Annotated in this window: 22 protein-coding genes; 13 read left to right on the forward strand and 9 right to left on the reverse strand. The window is 73.8% G+C overall.

Going from position 1 to position 23,280, the window contains the following annotated elements; translation table 11 throughout:
• Positions 1-18: 18 nt before the first annotated feature.
• Together GA0070608_RS31305 and GA0070608_RS31310 are read right to left on the reverse strand one after the other, a co-directional pair.
• Positions 19-2,085 carry an amylo-alpha-1,6-glucosidase gene (locus GA0070608_RS31305; protein WP_091633768.1) on the reverse strand — a complete coding sequence of 689 codons (2,067 nt, stop codon included), beginning with the start codon at positions 2,083-2,085 and terminating at the stop codon, positions 19-21.
• Positions 2,082-2,462, reverse strand: coding sequence for an SCP2 sterol-binding domain-containing protein (locus GA0070608_RS31310; protein WP_091633772.1), 381 nt, complete (start codon positions 2,460-2,462; stop codon positions 2,082-2,084). Before GA0070608_RS31310 ends, GA0070608_RS31305 begins: the two co-directional genes overlap by 4 nt.
• 153 nt (positions 2,463-2,615) lie before the next feature.
• Between GA0070608_RS31310 and GA0070608_RS31315 the strand changes: the two genes are divergently transcribed.
• From GA0070608_RS31315 to GA0070608_RS31330, 4 genes are all read left to right on the forward strand, one after another.
• Positions 2,616-3,662, forward strand: coding sequence for an NAD(P)-dependent alcohol dehydrogenase (locus GA0070608_RS31315; protein WP_091633775.1), 1,047 nt, complete (start codon positions 2,616-2,618; stop codon positions 3,660-3,662).
• Between the two features lie 24 nt (positions 3,663-3,686).
• On the forward strand, positions 3,687-4,202 hold the full coding sequence (locus tag GA0070608_RS31320; RefSeq protein WP_091633778.1) for a 2'-5' RNA ligase family protein: 516 nt from the start codon (positions 3,687-3,689) through the stop codon (positions 4,200-4,202).
• Positions 4,203-4,263: 61 nt separating this feature from the next.
• Entirely contained in the window at positions 4,264-6,822 is a 2,559-nt protein-coding gene (locus tag GA0070608_RS31325) for a thioesterase domain-containing protein (protein WP_091633781.1), read from the forward strand.
• Positions 6,823-7,025: 203 nt separating this feature from the next.
• Positions 7,026-7,895 carry a S1 family peptidase gene (locus GA0070608_RS31330; protein ID WP_091633784.1) on the forward strand — a complete coding sequence of 290 codons (870 nt, stop codon included), beginning with the start codon at positions 7,026-7,028 and terminating at the stop codon, positions 7,893-7,895.
• 80 nt (positions 7,896-7,975) lie between these two features.
• On the opposite strand, the gene GA0070608_RS31335 is transcribed toward GA0070608_RS31330, so the two are convergent.
• Positions 7,976-9,052, reverse strand: a complete 1,077-nt coding sequence (locus tag GA0070608_RS31335) for a PIN domain-containing protein (protein WP_091633787.1) — start codon at positions 9,050-9,052, stop codon at positions 7,976-7,978.
• A gap of 173 nt (positions 9,053-9,225) precedes the next feature.
• Here GA0070608_RS31335 and GA0070608_RS31340 point away from each other — a divergent pair, with 173 nt between their 5' ends.
• The 4 genes from GA0070608_RS31340 to GA0070608_RS31355 all read left to right on the forward strand — a co-directional run bounded on the left by GA0070608_RS31340 (position 9,226) and on the right by GA0070608_RS31355 (position 13,253).
• Entirely contained in the window at positions 9,226-10,515 is a 1,290-nt protein-coding gene (locus GA0070608_RS31340; RefSeq protein ID WP_091633790.1) for a sensor histidine kinase, read from the forward strand.
• Positions 10,512-11,216 carry a response regulator gene (locus GA0070608_RS31345; RefSeq protein WP_411970757.1) on the forward strand — a complete coding sequence of 235 codons (705 nt, stop codon included), beginning with the start codon at positions 10,512-10,514 and terminating at the stop codon, positions 11,214-11,216. Before GA0070608_RS31340 ends, GA0070608_RS31345 begins: the two co-directional genes overlap by 4 nt.
• 69 nt (positions 11,217-11,285) lie before the next feature.
• Positions 11,286-12,500 (forward strand): endonuclease, encoded by a 1,215-nt coding sequence (locus GA0070608_RS31350; protein WP_091633796.1) that lies wholly within the window; start codon positions 11,286-11,288, stop codon positions 12,498-12,500.
• A 336-nt stretch (positions 12,501-12,836) separates the two neighbouring features.
• Positions 12,837-13,253 (forward strand): DUF2231 domain-containing protein, encoded by a 417-nt coding sequence (locus GA0070608_RS31355; protein WP_245716039.1) that lies wholly within the window; start codon positions 12,837-12,839, stop codon positions 13,251-13,253.
• Between the two features lie 61 nt (positions 13,254-13,314).
• Here the strand turns inward: GA0070608_RS31355 and GA0070608_RS31360 are convergent, their stop codons facing one another.
• The gene (locus tag GA0070608_RS31360) at positions 13,315-14,478 is read right to left on the reverse strand and encodes an LLM class flavin-dependent oxidoreductase (RefSeq protein WP_091633799.1); all 1,164 of its coding nucleotides are present in this window, start codon (positions 14,476-14,478) and stop codon (positions 13,315-13,317) included.
• 191 nt (positions 14,479-14,669) lie between these two features.
• Between GA0070608_RS31360 and GA0070608_RS31365 the strand changes: the two genes are divergently transcribed.
• From GA0070608_RS31365 to GA0070608_RS31380, 4 genes are all read left to right on the forward strand, one after another.
• A complete protein-coding gene (locus GA0070608_RS31365) occupies positions 14,670-15,653 on the forward strand; it encodes an aliphatic sulfonate ABC transporter substrate-binding protein (protein ID WP_091633802.1) in 984 nt (327 codons plus the stop codon).
• Complete coding sequence (locus GA0070608_RS31370; protein WP_091633806.1) at positions 15,650-16,486, forward strand: ABC transporter permease; 837 nt, start codon at positions 15,650-15,652, stop codon at positions 16,484-16,486. The genes GA0070608_RS31365 and GA0070608_RS31370 overlap by 4 nt, the downstream gene beginning before the upstream one ends.
• The gene (locus tag GA0070608_RS31375; protein WP_091633811.1) at positions 16,459-17,190 is read left to right on the forward strand and encodes an ABC transporter ATP-binding protein; all 732 of its coding nucleotides are present in this window, start codon (positions 16,459-16,461) and stop codon (positions 17,188-17,190) included. The genes GA0070608_RS31370 and GA0070608_RS31375 overlap by 28 nt, the downstream gene beginning before the upstream one ends.
• A gap of 244 nt (positions 17,191-17,434) precedes the next feature.
• Positions 17,435-17,992, forward strand: coding sequence for a molybdopterin-dependent oxidoreductase (locus GA0070608_RS31380; RefSeq protein ID WP_245716040.1), 558 nt, complete (start codon positions 17,435-17,437; stop codon positions 17,990-17,992).
• Positions 17,993-18,033: 41 nt separating this feature from the next.
• Here GA0070608_RS31380 and GA0070608_RS31385 read toward each other — a convergent pair whose 3' ends face one another.
• The 5 genes from GA0070608_RS31385 to GA0070608_RS31400 form a co-directional block, all read right to left on the reverse strand.
• Entirely contained in the window at positions 18,034-18,597 is a 564-nt protein-coding gene (locus GA0070608_RS31385) for a flavin reductase family protein (RefSeq protein ID WP_091633816.1), read from the reverse strand.
• 18 nt (positions 18,598-18,615) lie between these two features.
• The gene (locus GA0070608_RS31390) at positions 18,616-19,842 is read right to left on the reverse strand and encodes a YeiH family protein (RefSeq protein WP_091633820.1); all 1,227 of its coding nucleotides are present in this window, start codon (positions 19,840-19,842) and stop codon (positions 18,616-18,618) included.
• Positions 19,842-19,988 carry a hypothetical protein gene (locus GA0070608_RS32945; RefSeq protein ID WP_176733908.1) on the reverse strand — a complete coding sequence of 49 codons (147 nt, stop codon included), beginning with the start codon at positions 19,986-19,988 and terminating at the stop codon, positions 19,842-19,844. Before GA0070608_RS32945 ends, GA0070608_RS31390 begins: the two co-directional genes overlap by 1 nt.
• 553 nt (positions 19,989-20,541) lie before the next feature.
• On the reverse strand, positions 20,542-21,174 hold the full coding sequence (locus GA0070608_RS31395; RefSeq protein WP_091633824.1) for a CG0192-related protein: 633 nt from the start codon (positions 21,172-21,174) through the stop codon (positions 20,542-20,544).
• A gap of 126 nt (positions 21,175-21,300) precedes the next feature.
• On the reverse strand, positions 21,301-22,332 hold the full coding sequence (locus tag GA0070608_RS31400) for an MBL fold metallo-hydrolase (protein WP_091633828.1): 1,032 nt from the start codon (positions 22,330-22,332) through the stop codon (positions 21,301-21,303).
• A gap of 144 nt (positions 22,333-22,476) precedes the next feature.
• Here GA0070608_RS31400 and GA0070608_RS31405 point away from each other — a divergent pair, with 144 nt between their 5' ends.
• Positions 22,477-23,277, forward strand: coding sequence for a crotonase/enoyl-CoA hydratase family protein (locus GA0070608_RS31405; protein ID WP_176733909.1), 801 nt, complete (start codon positions 22,477-22,479; stop codon positions 23,275-23,277).
• Positions 23,278-23,280 lie beyond the last annotated feature (3 nt).

A 23,280-nucleotide genomic window follows, 5' to 3' on the forward strand; every position in this document is an offset into this window, starting at 1 on the left:
ACGACCCGGCCGGAGGCGTCACCGCAGCCGGCGCCGGGAACTGCGCTCCCCGGCGCCCCGATCCCGGCCGTACGCGTCGGCGAGCCCCCACCGGCCCGGGACGTCCAGCAGCTCGACCCGGCCGAATCCCGCCGGCAGGGCCGGATCGACCAGCAGGTTGTCGCCGCACGGTTCGAGGCCGAGCAGGGTGCCCAGCAGCATCAGCAGCGCGCCGGAGGACCACGCCTGAGGGCGACCGGCGACCGGAAGCCGGACCGGAAACGTGGTCAGCTGCCGCGGATAGCCGGCGATCACCTCCGGCACCGGACCGCCGATCGTCCGCGCGACGTCCAGCACGCCGGCGGCGATCCGGGTCGCCTGCTCGTCGCGGCGGTAGCGACGCAGCCCCGCGACGATCAGCGCGTTGTCCGACGGCCACACCGCCCCCAGGTGCGAGCCGAGCGGGTTGTACGGGCGCTGGCCGGCCGCGACCGTCCGCACGCCCCAGCCGGAGAAGAGGTCCGGGCCGACGAGGTGGTCGGCGACGGTCCCGGCCCGCTCGTCGTCGACGATGCCGCTCCAGAGCAGGTGCCCGACATTGGACGTGAGCGTCTCGACCGGCGTGCCGTCGGGCTCCAGCGCCAACGCGTAGTACCCCCGGTGGGGCAGCCAGAAGTCCCGGTTGAACCGCTGTCTCAGCTCCGCGGCCTGGCGTTCCAGCCGGTCCGCGTACGCCGGGTCGTCCCAGAACTCACGGGCCAGCCGGGCACCGCGACGCTTCGCGTCGTACGCGTAGCCCTGGAGTTCACAGGTGGCGCGGGGGAAGCCGGGCTCGCGGCCGTCGCGGTGGACGATCGCCCCCGGGGAGTCCTTCCAGCCCTGGTTGACCCTGCCGTGGCGGGTGTCGCGGCACTGGTAGCGCAGGTAACCGTCGCCGGTCAGGTCGCCGTACTCGTCGATCCAGTCCAGCGCCATCCGGGCCGGGTGACGCAGCTGCCGCACCAGCTCGGCGTCGCCCGACCAGCGTTCGTACTCGTCGAGCAGGATCACGAACAGGGGCGTGGTGTCGGCCGCGCCGTAGTAGAACGCGCCCAGTTGCTCGTCGAACGCGGCGGCCTCGCCGTAACGCAGCTCGGCCAGGATCTTGCCCGGCTCCTCGTCGTGCCCGTCGTCGAGCCGGCCGCCTTGGAGCAGGGCCAGCAGGCGCAGCGTCGGGGGCGTCAGTTCCGGGGTGAACGGCAGGGTCTGCAGGCAGCTGATCATCGCGTCCCGGCCGACCAGCGTCATGGCCCAGGGCAGGCCGCCCACCGGGACCAGGGCGGTCGACGACAGCGGCTCGTAGCGCAGCGCGGCGAGGTCGGTGAGGCTGTTGCGGTACAGCGCGGTCAGGACGTCGTCCTCGGCGACCAGTCGTGGCGCCCGGGCCAGCCAGTCCCGCAGCTCGTCGCGCATCCGTACCCGGACGTGCTGCTGGTGGGTCGTGAGGTCGGCCCGCATGTCGTGCCCGTGCTCGCCCAGGCCGACCATGGTCACGTGCAGGTCGGTCTCCCAGTGCCCGTTCGGCTCCACCCTGATCCGGAACGTCATGCCGTTGCGGTCGATCTCGGCCGGGGCGGTGCTGGAGATGACGGTGTCCCGCCCGAACCGCTCACGCCGGTAGCGCAGCCTCAGCTGCCACCGCGCCCGGTCGATGTCGAACGCGATGTCGCGGCGCCGGGGCTGACGGATCTCGGAGATGTCCGCGAAGTCGTTGCCGATTTCCATGCGGACGGTGAGCTCCGCCGGCTGCGCCGAGTGGTTGAGCACGGTGAGCCGCTCGTTGAAGCTGTCGTCCAGGGAGCGGTGCCGGATCACCGAGACGTCGGCGTCGATGTAGTGGCTGGCCGTCCCGGGGACGAGGAAGAAGCGGGTGTCGAAGTGCGTCATGTCGTCCCGCGAGAGCGTCTTCAGCCGCTCGCCGTCCACGGTCAGCAACCAGCGGGACAGGAACCGGGTGTCGAACGAGAAGAGCCCGACCGGCGCCTGCGGGTCCGGCTCCATGTCCCCCTGCGCGTCGCTGATCGCGAAGGCGTTGCCCGCCAGCACGTACACCCGCTCCTGCCTCACCTGGCGGCATCCTCTCGTCGGGCGGCCTCCCGCGGGTGCCGCGCGTCGGGCGGCCCGGGGAAGATACGCCGCAGGAGCATGAACAGCCGGAAGTCGCCCCGCACGGTCAGTTCGTTGCGCATCAGCGCCGTCGCGGGGTGGATCCGCCCGGCGGCGAGCTGGTCGAGAACCCGGCGGTCGGCGCGGACGACCAGGTCGGCGTCCTCATCCGAGCGGGTCACGTCGACGTGCTGGTCGGCGACGGTGAGATACCAGTGCTCGGTGCTGCTGCCGGCGTCCCGCACGTCGAACCGCAGGGTTCCGTTCGCCGTCTCGGGCAGGTCCGGGCGGCGGCCGGAGCCCAACCCCCGCAGGTACTCCGTCACCGACACCGTCATCGTCCCTCCCCACCCCTGGCACGCTGGCATCACCCGGGGTGAGACCGGCTCACCCGGACCGGGTGAACCGGGGGTACGCCGACGGGCGTTTGACCTGCGGCTGAGCGGGCAGCCGAAGGACGGACCGGAAGCCGGAGAACAGGAGACGTCCCGATGCGCGCACTGCGGTTGCCGAAGTGGAAGTCGGAGCCCGAGCTGGTCGAGGTCGACGAACCGACGCCCGGCCCGGGTCAGGTGGTGGTGAAGATCGGCGGATCCGGCGCCTGCCACTCCGACCTGCACCTGATGCACGACTTCGAGACAGGCTCGGTGCCGTGGAACCCACCGTTCACCCTCGGCCACGAGAACGCCGGCTGGGTGCACGCGCTCGGCGACGGGGTCACCGGGCTGACGGTGGGCCAGCCGGTGGCCGTGTACGGGCCGTGGGGCTGCGGCACCTGCGCCCGCTGCCGGGTGGGCGTCGACACCTACTGCGAGAACGTCGCCGAGGCGCCGGTGCCCGGCGGGGGCGGCGGCCTCGGCCTGGACGGTGGCATGGCCGAGTACATGCTGGTGCCGCAGGCCCGGCAGGTCGTGCCGCTGCCCGACGGGCTCGACCCGGTGCTCGCGGCGCCGTTGACCGACGCGGGGCTCACCCCGTACCACGCGGTCCGCCGTTCCTCGGCGAAGCTCGGCCCGACCAGCACCGCCGTGGTGATCGGCGTGGGCGGGCTCGGACACGTCGGCGTGCAGATCCTCAAGGCCACCACCGCCGCCCGGGTGATCGCGGTGGACACCCGCGAGGATGCGCTGAAGCTCGGCACGGAGTGCGGCGCGGACCTCACCATGCTCTCCGGCGAGGACACCGCCCAGGAGATCCGCCTTGCCACCGGCGGCCGGGGCGCCGACGTGATCCTGGACTTCGTCGGCGCCGACGCCACCCTCGCGCTCGGTGCCGCCGCCGCCCGCACCGTAGGTGACCTCACCATCGTCGGCATCGGCGGTGGCACGCTGCCGGTGGGCTTCTTCTCGGTGCCGTACGAGGTGAGCATCCAGACCACGTACTGGGGCAGTCGGCCGGAGCTCATCGAGGTGCTCGAACTGGGCGCCCGGGGCCTGGTGAAGCCGAAGACCAGCACCTTCCCGCTGGAGAAGGCGGTCGACGCGTACCGCAAGATGCGCGAGGGCACGCTGGAGGGACGGGCCGTCATCGTGCCGTGACCACCGCGCCCCTAGGCTGATCATGTGGTCGCCGCGCTGGAGCTCTACCTGGACACCGACGCCACCCGACGGATCCGGGTGCTCTGGGACGCGCTGGAGTCCGAGGGCGTGCAGAGCATGCGTTCGCTGCTGGAACAGCGTCACCGGCCGCACGTCTCGCTCGCCGTCGCGCCCCGATTCGATCCGGAGCGGGTCGCGACGGCGCTGCGCGGGACGGTGGTGGCGGCGCCGCTGCGGCTGAGCTTCCAGCACGCCGGGCAGTTCGTCGGCCGGGTGCTGTGGCTGGGCCCGACCCCCACCGCCGAGTTGCTCGCGCACCACGCGCGGGTGCACGGCCGGCTGGCCGAGGCGGGAATCGGGCTGGTCGAGCACTACCAGCCGGGGCGCTGGGTGCCGCACTGCACGCTGTCGATGCGGGTGCCGAACGCCCTGATGGCCGCCGCGGTGCGCCGCTGCCTGGAGGTGCTGCCGCTGGAGGCGACCGTGGTCGGCGCGGCCCTCACCGACCACGCCCGAGGCATCTCCCACCCGCTGCCCTAGCCGGCCCGCACCGGTGGACGCACGCCGAGGATGTCGGTGCCACCCCGTACGGTCTGCGGTCGTGAGTGAGATCAGCGACCCGTTCGACTTCCTGGCCCGGGGTGACGTCGCCACCACCGTGGCCACGGTCGATGCCCTCGACGAGCAGCGCCGCCGACGGTTGGGCGCCGAGCTGGTGGCGCACGTGCGCCGGCGGCGCGACACCTGGTGGGCGGACGACGAGGCGACGGCCCTGGCGGTCTGCGCGGTCGGCTGCCTGCCCACCGCGGCGAAGGCCGCCGAGCTGTTGGGCCGGCGGTCCGTGTTCCTGCGGTCCGCGGACCCGGCACCGGTGATCGGGATGGCCCGGCGGCGGGGAGCCACCTGGCTGCCGGAGCTGGCCCGCCGGCTCGCCGACCGGCTCGACCGGACGGACCCGGCGGAGAGCTGGTCCTTCGTCGCGGATCTGCTCACCGCCGAGAACGTTCCGCCACCCACCGACGACCGCTTCGTGGAGGGCTGGCTAGCGACGATGGCGTGGCCGGCGGAGCGGTTGCAGCCGCTCCCGCTGCTGGAGCGGCTGCGCGTGGATCCGTTCCTGGTCGCGATGGTGCCCCGACTGTTCGAGGTGGACGGCATCGGTGCCCGGATGCCGGCCCCCGATTTCCGAGGCATCGAGGAGACGGGCCTGCCGGGTGCGCTGGCGCGGCTGGCCGGCGAGGGCCGGTTGGCCCGCGCAGAACTGCTCGACGGGTGCGTCAACCGGTTCCTGCGGGGCGACCGGACCGCCGCGCTGCGACCGTTCGTCGCGCTGCACGCCCTGCTCGCGCCCACCGCCGCCGAGATCGGCGAGCGGCAGGCCAGCTACCTGCGGCTGCTCGCCGACGCGCCCACGCCGGTGGCGACCCTGGCGCAGAAGGCGTTGCGGGGACTGGCCGACGTGGAGTTCGACGCGTTCATCGAGGCGTCCCGGGCCGTGCTGGCCCGACCGGACAAGACGCTGGTCCGCACCCAGCTCAGCTGGCTGGACCAGGTCGCCCGCCGGCATCACGACCGGGCCGGGGAGGTCGCCGACGTGTTCGCGACGGGAGCCGAGCACCCCGTGGGCGACATCCGCGACCGGTCCGGCGCGCTCGCCGTCAAGCACGGGCACCGGGCCGCCCCGCCCGTCGTGACCGCCCCGGTGGGCGAGAGCCTCCCGCAGCCGCCCCCCGTCGCGCCGGCGCCAGCACCGATCACCGACCCCGACGAGCTGGCGGAGGAGGTCGTCGCCGGCGCCACCCGTTCGGCGATGGCGCTGGAACGGGTCCTCGACGCCGTCGTGCGTCTCGCCGGGGAGGACCGGCAGCGCCTGGGCGCGGCCCTCGCCCCGGTGCTTCGCCGCGAGCCAGGCCGTTTCGGAGGCGGGGAACACCAGTGGGACCCGTGCTGCCTGTGCGGCCTCATCGGCGACGTGCTGCACGCGGCCACCGACCCGCTCGCGGCGGACGCCCGCCGGGACCGGTGGACCGCCCCGCTGGCGGCCTGGCCGGGCACCGTACCCGGCCCGGCGCCCCAGGCCACTCCCCCGGGCCCGCCCCCCGTCGATCCCCGGGTGCCCACGCCCCAGCGCCTCCTGCGGGCCCGGCTCGCCGAGATCGGCAGCCTGGTCGGCGCACCGCACGCGGGCCTACTCGCCGCGCCCACCCTGACGAGCGGCGCGCTCGACCCGGTCGCCCTCTACGAACGCCTGGTGCGCCTCGGCGACCGCGACCCGTGGTCGACGGACCTGACCCAGGCGTTGCTGCGGCTGCCCGCCGTCGTCGACGAGCCGCTCGCCGCCCGGGCGGCGGCACTGCGCACACCGGCGGGCGACCGGCTCGCCGCCTGGCTGCGCACCGGCGGGCTGCCCCGTCCGACGCAGCGGGTCGTCACCGTGCGCCGACAGCTGCCGCCCGACTGGAAGGCCCGCGGGCTGCCGCCCCAGCGCACGCATGTGGAGCTCGCTCCGCCGGAGGGCTTCGCCGATCCGCTCGGTCTGCTCACCGTGCCGCCGCCGACCAACACGTGGCACGGCGACTGGGTGGCGTTCTGGCCGGCGGCGCTGCCGGGCTACCGGGGTCTGGTCGCCGCCCACGTGCTGCCGACCGTCGCGAGCGGCGTCCGCGACGACGCCTCGGGCACCGCCGCCGTCCTGCCGTTGCTGGCCGAGGGCACCGGGACCGGCGGCCCGGCCCTCGACCTCGCGCTGGCCTACGGGCTCGGCGCCCGGCACGAGGCCGACCAGGTCGCCGCGCTGGACGCCCTGCTCCTGCTGGCTGGCAGCGGTGACCTCGACGCGACCGCGGTCGGCGCGCACCTCGGCACCCTGGCCGCCGACGGCGTGTTCCCTCCCTCCCGGGCGCTCCGGCCGCTGCGGGACGCGGCGGCGGCCGGCGCCCCGCTGACCGTCTGGCATCTCCTCGCCGCGGCCCTGCCCGCCGTGCTCGCCGCGTCGCCCGCGCCGCGCGGCACCCCGGACCTGCTCACCCTGGCCGCCGAGACGGCCGGCGCGACCGGCGTACGGATCGAAGTGCCGGGCCTGGCGGACGTCGTCGCCCGGCGCGGGTCGGCCCGCCTGGTCACCGAGGCACGCCGGCTGGCCACGCTCCTCGACCGGTAGGCGACGGCCCGGCTCCCGCTGCGACGGCCGGGCCGGGCCGGCCCCGGCCCGCGCCGCGTCCACCGCACGGCGGACCGACAGCACCCCGGGCACGCCCGCCGGGACGCCGGGGCCGCACGTGGAATCCGGCCCGCCGCTTGTCCGCGTCACGCCCGAGGGTGGATCCTCTATGGAATCGACAGAGACGAATTCATGGAGGTTCGATGCGTCGTCTCCCACTCCCCCTGCTCCTGCTCGCCGCGCTGCTGCTCGGCCTGCCGGCACCCGCCCACGCCGCCACCGACCACGGCGAGTCCACCCCCGACCACGACGCCGGCCGCGCCGCGGCCACGCTCGCGGAGATCCGCACCGCCGGCACCGCCTGGGGGCTCGACCCGGCCACCGGACGGATGACCCTGACCGTCGACGACACCGTCTCCGCCCGGGACGTGGCCGCGCTGCGGGCGACCGCCGCCCGGGCCGGCGCGCTGCTCCGCCGGGAGCCGGGTGCACTACGCATCCTCATCGCCGGCGGACAGGCGATCTACGCCGGCGGCGGGCGGTGCTCCCTCGGCGCCAACGTCCGCAGTGGCACCACCTACTACTTCGTCACCGCCGGCCACTGCACCACCGTCGCGTCCACCTGGTACGCCGACGGCGCGCAGAGCACCGTCCTCGGCACCCGGACGGGCAGCAGCTTCCCCGGCAACGACTACGGGCTGGTCCGCTACACCGGCCGGATCTCCCACCCCAGCGCCGTCTACACCTATCCCGGCCTGCTCACCGTCAACGGCGTCGGCAACGCGTACATCGGCCAGGCGGTCTGCCGCAGCGGTGCCACGACCGGAGTGCGCTGCGGCACGGTCACCGGGCTCAACGCGACCGTCAACTACGCCCAGGGCAGCGTCTCCGGCCTGATCCGGACCAACATCTGTGCCGAGCCGGGCGACAGCGGCGGACCGCTCTACGTCGCCGCCACCGGGGTCATCCTCGGCATCCTCTCCGGCGGCAGCGGCAACTGCACCAGCGGCGGCACCACCTACTACCAGCCGATCACCGAGATCCTGGCCGCGTACGGCGTGACGATCCCCTGACCTGGCCACCCGCGGGCCTGGCCCGACCCGCACGACGGGCCGGGCCCACCGGGGCCAGCCCCTGCCGGCTCGGAAAGGGGTCAGGCGGCCTGCGGGGTGAGGAGGTAGTCGTCGGCTTCGGCGCTCCACCGCAGGTCGACGACCCCGCTGGTGGCGGCCGCCTTGCAGAACTGGAGGAAGCTGCGGTAGCCCAGCTTCTTCTCGCTGAAGTCGGGCCGCGCCCGGCGCAGCTGGTTCTTGAGGCCGGAGAGGGCCACCGCCCCCTCTTCGCCGGCCAGGTCCGCCACCACCGAGCCGAGCAGCCCGAACGCGACCTCGCGGTCGCCGTGCTCGGGCAGGGAGACCTCGGGATCGCCCTTGGCGGGCCCCTCCGCCAACTCGACGACGTTGTGCTGGGCAAGGTGCCGCAGGAGTTCCCCGAAGGTGCGGAACCCGTAGTCGGACTCGCTGAACGTCGGGTCCTTGCGGAGCAGGGTGCGCTTCAACGTCGAGGCGGTCACCTCGCCGCTGGAGCTGCCCTGGAGGCCGGCGACGGTCTGGGCCACGAGCACGGCGAGGGTGTCGACGTCCCGGGCGGCCTCCTCGGCCGCCGGCTGCGGCTCGGGCTCCTGCTCCAGCCGCGGTACGTCCGGGCTGGGCAGCCGGGCCGGGCGACCCCGCCGGGCGCGGGCCGGCGGGATGTCGACGCCCTCCAGCCGGTCGTAGTAGAGGAACTCGTCGCAGGCGGGCGGCAGCAGCGCCGAGGTCGACTTCTCCACCCCGACGCCGATGACCCGCTTGTTCAGCTCGCGCAGCTTGTGCACCAGCGGGGTGAAGTCGCTGTCGCCGGTGCAGATCACGAAGGTCGAGATGTAGCCCCGCTCGAAGGCCAACTCCACCGCGTCGACGGCCATCTTGATGTCGGCGGCGTTCTTGCGCGACGCCCCCATCCGCTGGGGTATCTCGATGAGCTCGACGTGCGACCTGGTGAGCATCCGCCGGTCCTCGTCGAAGTACGACCAGTCCGCGTACGCCCGGCGCACCACCACCCGGCCACGCTCGGCGAGGGCGTCGGCGATGGGACGCAGGTCGAAGGCCGCGCCGTCGAGATGGTCGCGTGCCCCCAGCGCGAGGTTCTCGTAGTCGAGGAACAGGGCGATTCGGTCCTCTTGATCCACGCGACCACCCTACGCCGCCGCCGGGCCGACGACCGGCCACCCGGCGGGCCGCGGGCCGTGATTCTCCTGCTGGCCGGGCCGTCCGGGGCGGTACCGGGGGTAGTGCTGGGTATACCCCGGGACTACGCCCAGCCGGCTGGGGCGGCGATCCGGCCCGGACTAGCGTCTGCGGCATGACCACAGCTCCACCCCCGCACCTGGCCGAGGCCCTGCGCCGGCCCGGCTACCTGCTCTCCGGCTGGCCGTGGCGGGCGCTCGCCTACGCGGTCACCACCGTGCCGATCGCGGGTGCGCTCTCGGTCGGGTTGCTCGTCGTCGGGGCACCGGTGCTGGTGGCCGTGAACTCCGTACGGCAGGGCCGTCCGGTCGAGCTTCCCCTCGTGCTCTTCCTGACCGTCGGCGCGCTGATGATCCTGGTGTCGGCCCCGATCGTGAGCATCGCGGTGACCACGGTCGAGCGACAGCGTCTGGGAATCGTGGATCCGCGCCCGGTGCCCGCGTACCGCTGGCAGGGCCTGGCCGCGCGGTACACCACCGCCGCCGCGTGGCGGGAGGTCGCCCACACGTTCTGGCTGGGCGGTCTCGTGCCGCTCGGGTACGCCGTGTTCACCCTGCTCGTGCTGCTCGACCTCACGCTGGTCGCCAGCCCCTGGCTGGCCAACGTCGACGACGAGGTCATCGTGATCTGGAACACCATCGACACGCCCGGTCAGGCCGTCCCGTACGCCGTCGTCGGGGTGCTGCTCCTCCCGGCGCTCACGTACGGGCTCGGCGTGCTCGCCGCGGTCCAGGGCGCGGTGGCCCGGTGGCTGCTCGCCCGGCCCGCCGACGGAGCGGCGCTGCGGGAGATCAACCGCTCGCGGGCCCGGCTCGTGGACACGTACGAGGCCGAACGCCGCCGCATCGAGCGCGACATCCACGACGGCGCACAGCCCCGGCTGACCAGCCTCACCCTCCAGTTGGGCCTGGCCCGGCTGGACGTGCCCGAGGACTCCCCCGCCGCCGCTCCGCTCGCTGTCGCGCACGACCAGGCCAGGAACCTGATGGTCGAGCTCCGACAGATCGTGCAGGGCATCCGCCCACAGAGCCTCACCGACCTCGGCCTGGCCGGCGCGGTACGGGAGTTGGCCGGCGAGGCGACCATCCCGGTCACCGTCCACGCCGACCTCGGGCAGCCACTGCCCGAACTCGTCGAGAGCACCGCCTACTTCGTGGTGTCCGAGTCGCTGAGCAACGTCCTCCGGCATTCCGGGGCGACCCGGGCCGAGGTCCGGCTCGCCCTGGCCGGCGGCGAACTCGTCGTGGAGGTCTCCGACGACGGTCACGGCGGCGCCGACCCGGCGCGGGGCACCGGCCTGACCGGTCTCGCCGACCGGGTCGCCGCGGCCGGCGGGCGGCTGCTGCTCGCCAGTCCGCCCGGCGGCCCTACTCTCGTACGCGTGGAACTGCCGTGCCACCGATGACGCGGGTCGTGCTCGCCGAGGACGAGGTCCTCCTGCGCGAGGGCCTCGTCGGCCTGCTGGCCAGGTTCGGCTTCGAGGTGGTCGCCGCCGTCGGCTCGGCTCCGGCGCTGCGGGAGGCGGCCCGGGCGCACCAGCCCGACCTGGTGGTGACCGATATCCGGATGCCGCCCGGCCTCCACGACGACGGCCTGCGCGCCGCCGTCGCCCTGCGCGCCGAGCGTCCCGGGCTCGCGGTCATGGTGCTGAGCCAGCACGTGCAGGCCGAGTACGCCTCGGCCCTCCTGGCCAGCGGCGACGGCCGCGGCGTCGGCTACCTGCTCAAGGACCGGGTCGCCGAGGTGACCGAGTTCGCCGGCCAACTGCGCACGGTCGCCGGCGGCGGCACGGTCGTCGACCCCGACGTGGTACGGCGACTGCTGCACCGCCCGCGCGATCCGCTCGAGGCGCTGTCTCCCCGCGAGCGGGAGGTGCTGATGCTTGTCGCCGAGGGCCACTCCAACGCCGCCATCGCGGCGAAGCTGCACGTCACCGAGGCGGCCATCGGCAAGCACATCGGCAACGTCCTGGCCAAGCTCGGCCTGCCGCCCAGCGACGACACCAACCGCCGGGTGGTGGCGGCTCTGACCTATCTGGGGGCCGGCGGATCATTCGCGACCGGTACCGGCGGGAGTCCCGGCCCGTCCGGCGGCCCGGGGGCGTAGACCGGTCGCGCCGAAATTTGCGCTCCCGATCTCCCGGCGTTCACGCCCGCACCGCTAGCATCGCTGCTCATGAATACGAAGAGCAGTATCCGCTCGGGGCCCAGAAGGCTGGCGATGGCGTTCGCGCTGGTCGTCGTGCTGGTGGCCCCCGTGGCGGTGACGGCGGCGGCGTCAGCCGCCACCACCCTGACCGTCGCCCAGGCGCTCGCCGCGCAGGACGGTCGGAACGCGACCGTGACCGGCTACGTCATCGGCCAACCGACCAGCGCCACGACCGTGCTCAGGTCAGGCTTCACCTCGGACACCGCGATCGCGATCGCCGACACGGCCGCCGAGACCGGCGCGAGCAGGATGCTCTACGTCCAGGTCAGCGCCGCCTACCGGAGCACCTTCGGGCTGCTCACCAACCCGGGCCTGCGGGGCCAGCGGATCACCACCACCGGCACGCTGACCGCCTACTTCAGCCACGGCGGCCTGAAGAACCCGACGGCGATGACCCTCGGCGGCACCACGCCCTCGCCGAGCCAGTCGCCGACCCCGGTGCCGACCCAGTCACCGACGCCGGTGCCGACCCCGACCACACCCGGTGGCGACTACGACTCCACCTACTACGCCACGGCGATCGGCAAGTCCGGCACGGCGCTGCGCGGCTCGCTGCACTCGATCATCAAGGTGCAGACGAAGCTCTCCTACGACCAGGTGTGGGAGGCGCTGCGGGACACCGACCAGGACCCGGCCAACAGCAGCAACGTCATCCTGCTCTACACCGGGCGGTCCCAGAGCAAGACCAGTAACGGCGGCGGCGTCAACGACTGGAACCGCGAGCACGTCTGGGCCAAGTCGCACGGCGACTTCGGCACCGCGACCGGCCCGGGCACCGACGTGCACCACCTGCGGCCGACCGATGTCTCGGTCAACTCGACGCGCGGCAACAAGGACTTCGACACCGGCGGCAGCCCCGTCGCCGAGGCGCCGGGCTGCTACACCGACGCCGACTCGTGGGAGCCGCGCAACGCGGTCAAGGGCGACGTGGCCCGCATGATCATGTACATGGCGATCCGGTACGAGGGCACCGACGGCTGGCCCAACCTGGAGCTGAACCAGTCGGTCAACAACGGCAGCGCGCCGTACCACGGCAAGATGTCGGTGCTGCTCCAGTGGAACCAGGCCGACCCGCCGGACACCTTCGAGAAGCGCCGCAACCAGCGGATCTACGAGCGCTGGCAGGGCAACCGGAACCCGTTCGTCGACCACCCGGAGTGGGCGACCGCAATCTGGGGCTGATCCGCCACACCGAGGTGTCGCCGCCGGTCCTCCCGTTGGGGGGACCGGCCAACCGGGTAGGCGGTTCCGCTGCCACGCGTCGTCGGCGGCGCTCCAGAGCCGGGTCGCCAAGCTCGCCCAGCGTCGTGACTTCGTCCTCGAACCGGGCCACACGGGCCGTCACCCACGCGGCGGACGCCTCCGGTGACGGTGGGGTGTAGCAGCGCCCCGAGGGGGTATCCCGCGCGGTCAGGATCCGTCGGGCAGGGAGGTCGCGGTGGAGAGTCGGGCCAAGGCACTGGGCCACGGGATCCATCCCATGATGATCGTTTTCCCGCTGGGGCTGTTCCCACGGCGGTGATCTTCGACATCCTGTACCTGATCACGGACCGCGCCGGATTCCAGATCTCCGCCGCGTACACCATCGGCGCCGGCGTCATCGGCGGCCTCGTCGCCGCCGTCTTCGGCTTCACGGACTGGCGGGGCATCCCGGCCGGCACCCGCGCCAAGCGGGTCGGCGCGATCCACGGCATCGGCAACGTCGTCGTCGTGCTGCTGTTCGCGGTGAGCTGGTTGGTACGGGCGTCCGCGGTGAACTGGGAGCCGAGCGTCCTGGCCCTGGTCTGCAGCTTCGCGGGCATCATCCTGTCCGGGATGACGGCCTGGCTCGGCGGCGAACTGGTCGAGCGGCTGGGCATCGGGGTCAGCGACGACGCCGGCGTCAACGCGTCGAGTTCCCTGTCCCGTCGTCCCACGGGCCGCGCCCGCGCCTGACCGGTCCGCCCGTGCCGGCCGAGGAGGTCCTGGCCGGTCAGGTCGGTCGGCCCCGGGATCGTCACCGCGCACCGGTGGGTGCCGGGACGAACGGCAGGTTCCTCGGTTCCACCGGCTCGGGCCCGCCGGCCGGGTGTCGCCACAGCCCGCGCTCGCGCAGGATCGGCAGCACACCCTCACCGAACCAGTACGCCTCCTCCAGGTGCGGGTGGCCGGAGAGGATGAACTCGTCCAGGCCGAGCGCGTGGTACTCGGCGATCCGGTCGGCCACCTCCGTGTGGCTGCCGACCAGCGCCGTGCCGGCGCCGCCCCGGACCAGACCGAACCCGGCCCACAGGTTGGGCGCGACCTCCAGGCCGTCGCGGGAGCCTCCGTGCAGGTCGAGCATCCGGCGCTGTCCCTCGGACTCGCTGCCGCGCAGCCCCTCCTGGGCGGCTCGGAGGTCGGACTCGGCGATGCCGTCCAGCAGCCGGCGGGCCTGCGCCCACGCCTCCTCGGCGGTGTCCCGGGTGATGACGTGCAGCCGGATGCCGAAGCGCAGCTCGCGGCCGGCCTGCGCGGCCAGCTCGCGGACCCGGTCGAGCTTGCCGGCCACCTGGGCCGGTGGCTCGCCCCAGGTGAGGTAGACGTCGCTGTGCCGCACCGCCACCGGCAGCGCGGCTGCGGAGGATCCGCCGAAGTAGATCGGCGGGACCGGGTCGGGCAGCCGGCTCAGTCGGCCTCGCTCGATCCGCAGGTGCCCGCCGGTGTGGTCCACCGTCTCGCCGCGCCACAGCGCCCGCACGATGTGCAGGAACTCGTCGGTGCGCGCGTACCGGGCGTCCTTGTCCAGGAAGTCGCCGTAGGCGCGCTGCTCCTGGGACTCGCCGCCGGTGACCACGTTGACCAGCAGCCGGCCGCCGGAGAGCCGCTGGAACGTCGAGGCCATCTGCGCGGCCAGCGCGGGCGTGAGCAGGCCGGGCCGGAAGGCGACCAGGAATTTCAGCCGCTCGGTCACCTCGGTGAGCATCGCGGTGCTCAGCCAGGCGTCCTCGCACCAGGCGCCGGTCGGCGTGAGCGCGCCGACGAAGCCGAGCTGCTCGGCGGTCCGCGCGATCTGGCCGAGGTAGGCGACGGTTGCCGGACGGGCGCCGCCGGCCGTGCCGACCGGCACGCCGTGGCCTCCGCCGACGATGTCCCGGCTGTCGCCGTAGGTGGGCAGGAACCAGTGGAAGGTGAGGGCCATCCGGATCTTTCCTCCAGTACGCGGCGGAAGCGGGTGCGGCGGGGCGCCCGGCGGGCAGCCGGACGCCTCCTGAGGGGTGGGACGATTGCGGGGACAGCCTACCCATAAAACCTATCGGGTTAGTAGGCTTCATTCTCGCCGGCCGCTGTCGGAGCCGTCACATCCCCAGGCCCATCCCCGTAGGAGCTGTCATGCGTACCCCTGGAACGGTCTTCTCCCGCCGACACCGCCCGGTGACGGCCCTGCTCATCGCCCTGGCGCTGGTCGCGGCCACCGGGGTCAGCGCCTGCGGCGGCGGGAGCGCGAACGCCGGCGACGGCGACACCGGACCGCTGCGGATCGGCTACCAGCGATTCGGCGGACTGAGCCTGGTCAAGGCCCGCAACGCCGCCCCCGACGTGGAGTGGGCGCTGTTCGAGAGCGGGCCGGCGCTGACCGAGGCGCTCAAGGCCGGCTCGATCGACATCGGACAGGTCGGCGAGGCGCCGCCTGTCTTCGCCGCGGCGGGGAAGATCCCGTTCTCCGTCATCGGCACCTCGGCACCCGTCCCGCAGGGCGAGGCGGTGCTGGTCAAGGACGCCAGCGGCTACCGCAGCTTCGCCGACCTGAGGGGGAAGACCGTGGCCCTCAACAAGGGCTCCAACGTGCACTGGCTCCTCGTCCGCCTGCTGGAGGCGAACAAGATGACGTTGGACGACATCAACGTCAAGTATCTCAAGCCCGCCGAGGGGCGGCCCGCGTTCGACAACGGGCAGGTCGACGCCTGGATCATCTGGGACCCGTACTTCGCCCTCGCCGAGCAGCCCGGAGTCCGGGTGCTCGCCGACGCGACCGGCCTCGCCAGCAACCGCGAGTACGTGTTGGCCTCCCCGGACGCCGTGCGGGACCGGCCGGACGACATCCGGGCCTTCCTGCGGACGTACCGCACCGTGACCGACTGGGGCATCGCCAATCCCGACGAGCGGGCCCGCACCCTCGCGCCCGAGTTGAAGATCGCGGAGGACGTCACCGGCCGCGCCCTGCTCCGCAGCGCCAAGCCCCTGGCCCCGGTCACCCCGGCCATCGGCGACGAACTCCAGGCGATCGCGGACGGCTTCGTCGCGCTGAAGCTCATCCCGGGGCCGGTCGACATCCGGGGCCGCGTCGACGATCGCTTCAACGAGGTCCTCCAGTGAGCCGTACGACGCTGGCCGACACTCCCGTCCCCGTCACCGTGACCGCACCGGTGACGCCCCCGCGATCCCGGCGGCCGGCCCGCCGGTGGTGGCGGCTCGTCAGCCCGGTCCTGCTGGTCCTGTGCTGGGAACTGGCCGCCCGGGCCGGGCTGCTGGCGCCCGAGAAGCTGCCCGCGCCGAGCGACGTGCTGGCCACCGGATGGCGGCTGTCCCGCGACGGCACCCTGACCACCCACCTGCTCGACTCGCTCACCCGCGCCGGCGCCGGCCTGCTCGTCGGCGGCGGGCTCGCGCTGCTGCTCGGCACCGTGGCGGGACTGCTACGGCTCGGCGACGACCTCGTCGACCCGCCGGTGCAGATGGCCCGGATGCTGCCCCACCTGGGCCTGGTCCCGCTGCTGATCATCTGGGTCGGCATCGGCGAGTCGCTCAAGATCAGCCTGGTCGCCCTGGGCGCGTTCTTCCCGATCTACTTCAACACCTACGCCGGCATCCGGGACATCGACGAACGCCTCGTCGAGGCGGCCCGGACGTGCGGGCTGGGGCAGGCGGCCCGGCTGCGCCACGTGGTGTTGCCCGGCGCGCTGCCCGCCCTCTTTCTCGGCCTGCGGCTGGCGATCGGGGCGGCCTGGCTCAGCCTGGTCGTCGGCGAGCAGGTCAACGCCCAGACCGGGATCGGCTTCCTGATGATGGAGGCGCGGGAGTTCAGCCAGACCGACGTGGTCGTGCTCGGCCTGCTGATCTACGCGCTGCTCGGCCTGGCGTCCGACCTGGCGCTGCGGGTCGCGGAGAGGAGGACGCTGACATGGCGTCGCGGACTGCGGGCGACCTGACCGGCGCGGCGCCGGTGCTGACCGCCCACGCGGTACGCCGGGCGTTCGGCCCCACCGTCGTGCTGGCCGGCGTCGACCTGGCGATCTCCCGGGGCGAAGTGGTGGCCCTGCTGGGCGGCAGCGGCTCCGGCAAGAGCACCCTGCTGCGCATCCTCGCCGGCCTGGACGGCGAGGCCACCGGAGGAACCACCGTGCACGGCACGGCCGCGGTGGTGTTCCAGGAACACCGGCTGCTGCCCTGGAAACGGGTCGCGGAGAACGTCGGGCTCGGCCTGTCCGGCCCGGACACCGACCGGCGGATCAGCCAGGCACTGGCCGAGGTCGGGCTGGCCGACCGACGCCGCGCGTGGCCCGCCGAACTGTCCGGCGGCCAGGCCCAGCGGGTGGCCGTCGCCCGGGCGCTGGTCCGCGAGCCCGACCTGCTGCTGCTCGACGAACCGTTCGGTGCCCTCGACGCGCTCACCCGGCTGCGGATGCAGGGGCTGCTGCGCCGGCTGCGCGCCGAGCACGGCTTCGCCGCCCTGCTGGTCACCCACGACGTGGAGGAGGCCCTGCTGCTCGCCGACCGGATCCTGCTGCTGGAGGCGGGCGTCATCGCGGAGGAGCTTCCCGTCGACCTGGGGCACGGCCGTACGCCGGACGATCCGGCCTTCGGGGCGCTGCGTCGCCACCTGCTCGACCGACTCGGCGTGCCCGCCGCCTGACCGCCACCACACCCCGACGACTCCGGCCTCGGCCCCACACCTCGGTGGCGGCCGGGGCCGGTCTCGCCGCCCCGGGCCCGAGCGGTGCGCCTGACCCGGCTCGGTACCGCGATGGGTGCGCTGGCCGCCGCCGCGGCCGGTGAGCGCGACCCGGTCGGCGGCCTGGACCCGGAGTACGTCACCGGCGGGGTGAACCTCGGCCGGGTACGCCGGCCCCCTGCCGATCGGCAAGGCCCTCGACGACGTGCTGCTCGCGTACGAGATGAACGGTCGTCCGCTGCCGCCCGACCACGGATTCCCGGTGCGGGTGGTCGTGCCGGGCTGGATCGGGATCTCGTCGATCAAGTGGGTCGGCCCGGTGGAGGTCTCCGCGACCGCCCTGTTCTCACCGTGGAACACCCGGTTCTACCGGATGTTCGGTCCCGGCTACCCCGACGACGGTGGGCTCCTGACGACCCAGGCCGTCAAGAGCGCCTTCGAGCTGCCCTGGGACGCCCGGATACCAGCCGGCGTGAGCGTGCTGCTGCGCGGCCGGTCCTGGTCCGGCAACGGCCCCGTCCGGCAGGTCGAGATCAGCACCGACGACCGGGACGACTGGCGGCCCGCCGACCTCGTACCGGACGACGAGGGCGGGCCGTGGCAGCGGTGGACGGCGCTGTGGCGCCCGCCGGGGCCGGGCCGCTGGACGCTGCGGGCCCGGGCCACCGACAGCACCGGAGCCGGCCAGCCCGAGCTGGCCAGGCACAACACCCTCGGCTACATGTTCGACGGGATCGTCCGGCACCCGGTCACGGTCGGCTGAGCCCGCCGGCTCCCCGTCGGCGGGCCCGACGGGGAGCCGGTTCAGGCGGTACGCCGGACCGCCCCGGCCGCCAGCCCGGCGTACCGGCCCTGGTGGTGGAGCAGGGGCGAGCCGGCGTCGGCGTGCCGGAGAAGTTCCGGCTCGGCCAGCACGACGGCGTGGTCGCCGACGGGCACCCGGTCGACCACCCGGCAGAGCAGCCAGGCCAGGACACCGGCGAGGATCGGCACCCCCTCCGGTCCGGTACGCCATCGGGTGGGTACGGCGAACCGGTCGATGCCGCTGGTGGCGAACGTCCGGGCCAACTGCTGCTGGTGTTCGGCGAGCAGGTGAACCGCCACGTGCCGGGCACCGGCCAGGGTGGGCCAGCTGGACGAACCGACGTTCACGCAGAACGACACGATCGGCGGCGCCAGCGACACCGAGGTGAACGACGTGGCGGTGAAGCCGACCGCCGGAGCGCCGGGCGCGGTGACCACGGTGACGGTGCTGGCCTGGTGGCGCAGCACCGTCCGCAACGCGTCGGCGTCGGCCGCCCAGCCGCTGTCGATCCCGTCCTGCCACCCACCGATGAGAGGGTCGGTGTCGTGCCGCGCGATGACCATCGGAACCTTCCGGAGGAGTCAGGCAACGAAATCGTGGAAGAACAGCGTCGCCAGCCCGAGCGCCAGGGCCAGGTTGAACACGGTGGCCCCGGCGAAGACCGTGACGGGCCGCCACCCGGCCTCCCGAATCGACGCCACCCGGACCTCCAGGCCGATGCTGACGAAGGCCAGGATCAGGAACCAGACCCGCAGGTCGTTGACGACGGCGATGGTGGCCTTGCCGTCCGCGCCCGCCGCGTCCAGGTACCAGGTGGCGATCACCGAGGCGGCGACGAAGCCGAGGACGAACTTCGGGAACCGGCGCCACAGCTCCCCCACGCCGGGCCGGGCTGCCCCCGGCCGGCGCTCCACCCGCAGGGTGAAGTACGCGGTGAGGGCCACCGCCACCACCCCCATCAGGGCGTTCTGGGTGACCTTGACGATGCTGGCGATCTGCAGGGCCTCCTCCCCGGCCAGCGCCCCGGCCGCGGTGACCGCCGCGGTGGTGTCGATGTTGCCGCCGATCCACGCGCCGGCCACCGCGTTGGAGAGCCCGAGCAGGTCGGCCAGCCACGGCAGAATGAAGATCGACGGCAGGGCGAAGACGATGACCAGGCTGGCCGTGTACGCCAACTGCTCGCGGCGGGCCCGCACCGCGCCCGCGGCGGTGATCGCGGCGCTGACCCCGCAGATCGACACCGCCGAGGCGAGCAGCGCCCGCAGCTTGTCGTCGAGCCCGAGCCGGCCGGCCAGCCACCAGGTGAACAGGAACACCCCGCTGATCAGCAGGACCGCCTGGGCGAGCGCCGGGCCGGCGGCACTGGCGATCACCGCCAGGTTGATCGAGGCACCGAGCAGCACCAGGCCGGTCTTGACGAAGAACTCGGTACGGAACGCCGCGGCGATCCGGTCGTGCAGCCCGAGCCGGGTGACCGCGACGTTGCCGAGCAGCCCGAGCAGGATCGCGTACACGGGATACTCGACCGCCGCGGCGACGTCCTCGACGGCGCTGCCCTCGGCCCAGGCCGGGACGTTCTGCTCCAGGATGCGGGTGAGCGCCGCGAGGACCAGCACCACGAGCAGGCCCAGCCCCGTCCAGGCCCAGTACGGGCCGGACCTGGCGGTGCCCCCGGGCGGGGTGTGGACCGGTTCTTCGGCCGGCGGCGTGGGGGCCGGTTCTCCGACCGACGCGGCGGGGTCGGTGGCGACGTTCTGCCCGGCGGCCGTCAGGGCACCGGACCGGGCGGGATCCTGCCCGGCGGCCATCAGGGCACCAGCCCGGCGGGAATGGCACCGACCAGCACCAGGCCGACAAGCACGAGGCCGAGGACGGTGGCGGCCCAGTCCTCGTTGAACGCGAGCCGGGACTCGTTGTCGGTGGGTGTGGTCTGGGGTGACGGATCACTGCTCATGGCGTTCCTTCGTATAGGGCGGTCGACCGTGCGCGGGCAGGGTCACCTGAGGAGGGGCGCGGCCGTGCCGCGGGAGTGAACGGAGACCCCGCGGAGCCGGCGCGCGACGGCGGGGAGTGTGTGGGCGGCGCGCAGCGCGTGCGTGACGCCTCGGGTGGGCTCGGCAGCTGACCCGGATCGCGGTGGCGCTGGCGGTGAACGCGCCGGCTCAGCCTGTGCCCGGGTGTGGCAGCGGACGGCCGGCGAGGCGGAACCGGACGGTCAGGCCGTCGGGCGCGGGCCGGGACAGAGCTGCGAGGCGACCCGCATCAGGTCGATGACCCGACGGGAGGTGAGCACGCGAGCGGCCAACATGGCCCCAGTTTCCTACTTAACCAGTAGGAATACAAGACCCTTTCACCCTTCGATTGCCGGGTGCGGCCGGCGCGATGCCCAGCGCCAGCGCTGCCGCGATGCGATGCGGCGCGATGCGATGCGGTGCGGTCCTTCGGCGGTGCGGTTTGCACAAGCGGTGCGGTGCGGTGCACCAGCGGTTGCGGTTGCGGTGCGCCGCTCAGCGGCGGCGGGCGTACGCCAGCGGCAGCGGGCTCGGCTGGCCGCTCCAGGTGCCGGTCAGCACCGCGCCGTCCGACGCGGTGCCGCCGTCGAGGCGGCGGACGACGGCCAACTCCACGGAATCCGTGACGATGAGGGTGAGATCGTCCCCCACCACGTCCCGTACGGTGCCGACGGCCGGGACGTCGGCGCCCCGGGGGCCGCTACCGGCGATGGCCATCGTCGGCTCGCGGTGCTCCCGCCGGCCGTCGACCTCGAAGAACACCTCCGCCTGCCCGGCATCGGCGAGCACGGCCGCCGCCAGCGTCGCGGCGTAGACGGGGTCTCCGCAGGCGTCGTACACCCAGCGGCGGCCGAGCACGGAGTGCTCGGTGGTGCCGACAAGGAAGTCGTCGCCGCCGTCCAGGGGTGCGCCACGGTATGTGAGCGGGACCTGGTGGATCGGCCCGTCGCCGACCCTGACGAGCAGCGTCTCGACGCCCACGGCGCCGGCCGGGTCATCGAACCGGTAGGCCGCCACGCCTGCGAGATCGGGGGCGGCCGGCCCCTGGTACCACGCCCGGGCGGGCAGCCACGCCGCCAGGAGTGCGAACTTCGTGGGGTGCATTTCCGCCCGGTGCAGCAGTGCCATACGCCGCATCGTAGGCGCACGGCCGCGCCCCGCGTCGACCCGACCACCCACGGCGCGCGCCCAACGCCACGGTGGACCCGGCACCGCCCAGGTCACGCGGTGGCGCAGCAGCGCAGCCCGTCGACGTCACGCGGTGGCGTAACAGCGCAGCCCGTCGACGTCGGCCCGGGTCAGGCGGCTCTGCGCGACCAGGAGTTCCAGGTGTGCCGCGGTCTCGGTGACGGCGAGCATCGCGTTGAACACGTCGAGGTCGGCCAGCCGGTGTTCCCGCCGGGTCCAGCGCAGCTGCGCGGCGACCTCGTACGCCGACCCGGCCCCACGGGCGACGGCGGCCTCCGTCTCGTCGAGCCGCGCGCCGTGGTGCGCGATCAGTTCGTCGACCCGCGCGTGCACGCTCGGGGTCACCGGCCCGTGCGCCGGGAGCAGTCGGGCGTCCGGTCGCTGCCGGACCAACGCGAGCGACCCCAGGAAGTCGCCGAGCGGGTTCGCGGAGAGCACGGCCTCGAACCCGATCGAGGGCGTGATGGTGGGCAGCACGTGGTCGCCGGCGAACAGCAGGTGTGAGCCGGTGTCGTGGAAGACGACGTGGCCACGCGTGTGGCCCGGCGTCTCGACGACGTGCAGGGTGTGGTCGCCGTGCCTGATCTGCTGACCGTCGTGGAACCAGTCGTCCGGCATTTCCCAGTCCTCGGTGCTCAGCCGCGCCCCGGTCAGCCCCGCAAGGGTGTCGGCCAGCTCGCCGGCACCCAGCAGCCGCAGGCGGCCGAGCTGCTCGGCGAGCGGGTTCCGGTGCGGCGTCATGGACACCGCCAGGCTCTCGCGTTCGCCGGCGCCGAGGCTTACCCGCATGCCGTACTCGCGGCGCAGGTGCACGGCCTGCGTGTAGTGGTCCCGGTGGACGTGCGTCACGAGGAACCGGCGCACGTCCCCCAGTGAGCAGTCCAGCTCCTTGAGCGCCGCGTCGAGCGCGGTCCTCGCCTCGGCGATCGCCCAGCCGGAGTCGACGAGCACGAGGCCGTCGTCGTCGCGCAGGACGTACACGTTCACCGCGCGCAGGCCGTCGTTGGGCAGCGGCAGCGGCACGCGATGGACGCCGGGGGCGACCTCGAACGTTCCGGGCCTGGTCCAGTCGTCGCGGTCGCCGCTGTCCGAGGTCATGGCCCGACCATAGTTCCGGCCCGTGCCCGTTGCGCCGCCGGTCCTTGCCGCATGATCGGGCGAGCCGCACCCGGTGTTGCCGACCCAGCGGGCGTGTGGTTGGTTTCGGGGCAGGCAGATCAGCAGCACACCGAGGAGACGCGCGTGGACGATCCGGTTCTCGTCGAGCGGGACGGTGCCGTGGAAACGTGGACGATCAACCTGCCGGAGGCCCGCAATCCGATCTCCGGCGACGACGTGATCGACGCGTTGGTCGCCCGGGTCGACGCGGTCAACGCCGACCGGGCGGTCCGGGCGGTCATCCTCACCGGCGCCGGCAGCGCCTTCTCCGCGGGCGGCAACGTCAAGGACATGGCGGACCGGGTCGGCCTCTTCGGCGGCGCCCCGCACGAGCTGCGCGACAGCTACCGGCGCGGCATCCAGCGGATCCCCCGGGCGATGTACGCGTGCGACGTGCCGCTGATCGCGGCGGTGAACGGGGCTGCGGTCGGTGCCGGCTGCGACCTGGCGCTCATGTGCGACCTGCGGATCGCCTCGGAGCGGGCGTTCTTCGCGGAGAGCTTCGTCAAGCTCGGCATCATCCCGGGCGACGGCGGCGCCTGGCTGCTGCCCCGCGCCGTCGGCGCCGCCCGGGCCGCCGAGATGGCGCTCACCGGGGACCGGGTGGACGCGGCGACCGCGCTGGAGTGGGGGCTGGTCTCCCGGGTCGTGCCGCACGGGGAACTGCTCGCCGAGGCACGCCGGCTGGCGGACCGGGTGGCGGCAAACCCCCCGCACGCCGTACGGATGGCCAAGAAGCTGCTGCGTGAGGCCCAACACCAGAGCCTCGACAGCATCCTGGAGCTCTCCGCCGCGATGCAGGCGCTGGCCCATCAGACCCGGGACCACGAAGAGGCGGTGCGGGCCTTCCTCGACCGCCGCGATCCGCACTTCACCGGGGAGTGAGCG

The sequence above is a fragment of the Micromonospora peucetia genome (assembly GCF_900091625.1).
Taxonomy (GTDB): Bacteria; Actinomycetota; Actinomycetes; order Mycobacteriales; family Micromonosporaceae; genus Micromonospora; species Micromonospora peucetia.

What these genes read in the sequence shown, in the direction of transcription:
- GA0070608_RS31400 (WP_091633828.1), bottom strand. Translation starts at nt 22,332, where the DNA reads ATGACCTCGGACAGCGGCGACCGCGACGACTGGACCAGGCCCGGAACG.
- GA0070608_RS31365 (WP_091633802.1), top strand. Translation starts at nt 14,670, where the DNA reads ATGCGTACCCCTGGAACGGTCTTCTCCCGCCGACACCGCCCGGTGACG.
- GA0070608_RS31390 (WP_091633820.1), bottom strand. Translation starts at nt 19,842, where the DNA reads ATGGCCGCCGGGCAGGATCCCGCCCGGTCCGGTGCCCTGACGGCCGCC.
- GA0070608_RS31395 (WP_091633824.1), bottom strand. Translation starts at nt 21,174, where the DNA reads ATGGCACTGCTGCACCGGGCGGAAATGCACCCCACGAAGTTCGCACTC.
- GA0070608_RS31345 (WP_411970757.1), top strand. Translation starts at nt 10,512, where the DNA reads ATGACGCGGGTCGTGCTCGCCGAGGACGAGGTCCTCCTGCGCGAGGGC.
- GA0070608_RS31340 (WP_091633790.1), top strand. Translation starts at nt 9,226, where the DNA reads ATGACCACAGCTCCACCCCCGCACCTGGCCGAGGCCCTGCGCCGGCCC.
- GA0070608_RS31315 (WP_091633775.1), top strand. Translation starts at nt 2,616, where the DNA reads ATGCGCGCACTGCGGTTGCCGAAGTGGAAGTCGGAGCCCGAGCTGGTC.
- GA0070608_RS31360 (WP_091633799.1), bottom strand. Translation starts at nt 14,478, where the DNA reads ATGGCCCTCACCTTCCACTGGTTCCTGCCCACCTACGGCGACAGCCGG.
- GA0070608_RS31385 (WP_091633816.1), bottom strand. Translation starts at nt 18,597, where the DNA reads ATGGTCATCGCGCGGCACGACACCGACCCTCTCATCGGTGGGTGGCAG.
- GA0070608_RS31375 (WP_091633811.1), top strand. Translation starts at nt 16,459, where the DNA reads ATGGCGTCGCGGACTGCGGGCGACCTGACCGGCGCGGCGCCGGTGCTG.
- GA0070608_RS31350 (WP_091633796.1), top strand. Translation starts at nt 11,286, where the DNA reads ATGAATACGAAGAGCAGTATCCGCTCGGGGCCCAGAAGGCTGGCGATG.
- GA0070608_RS31330 (WP_091633784.1), top strand. Translation starts at nt 7,026, where the DNA reads ATGCGTCGTCTCCCACTCCCCCTGCTCCTGCTCGCCGCGCTGCTGCTC.
- GA0070608_RS31310 (WP_091633772.1), bottom strand. Translation starts at nt 2,462, where the DNA reads ATGACGGTGTCGGTGACGGAGTACCTGCGGGGGTTGGGCTCCGGCCGC.
- GA0070608_RS32945 (WP_176733908.1), bottom strand. Translation starts at nt 19,988, where the DNA reads ATGAGCAGTGATCCGTCACCCCAGACCACACCCACCGACAACGAGTCC.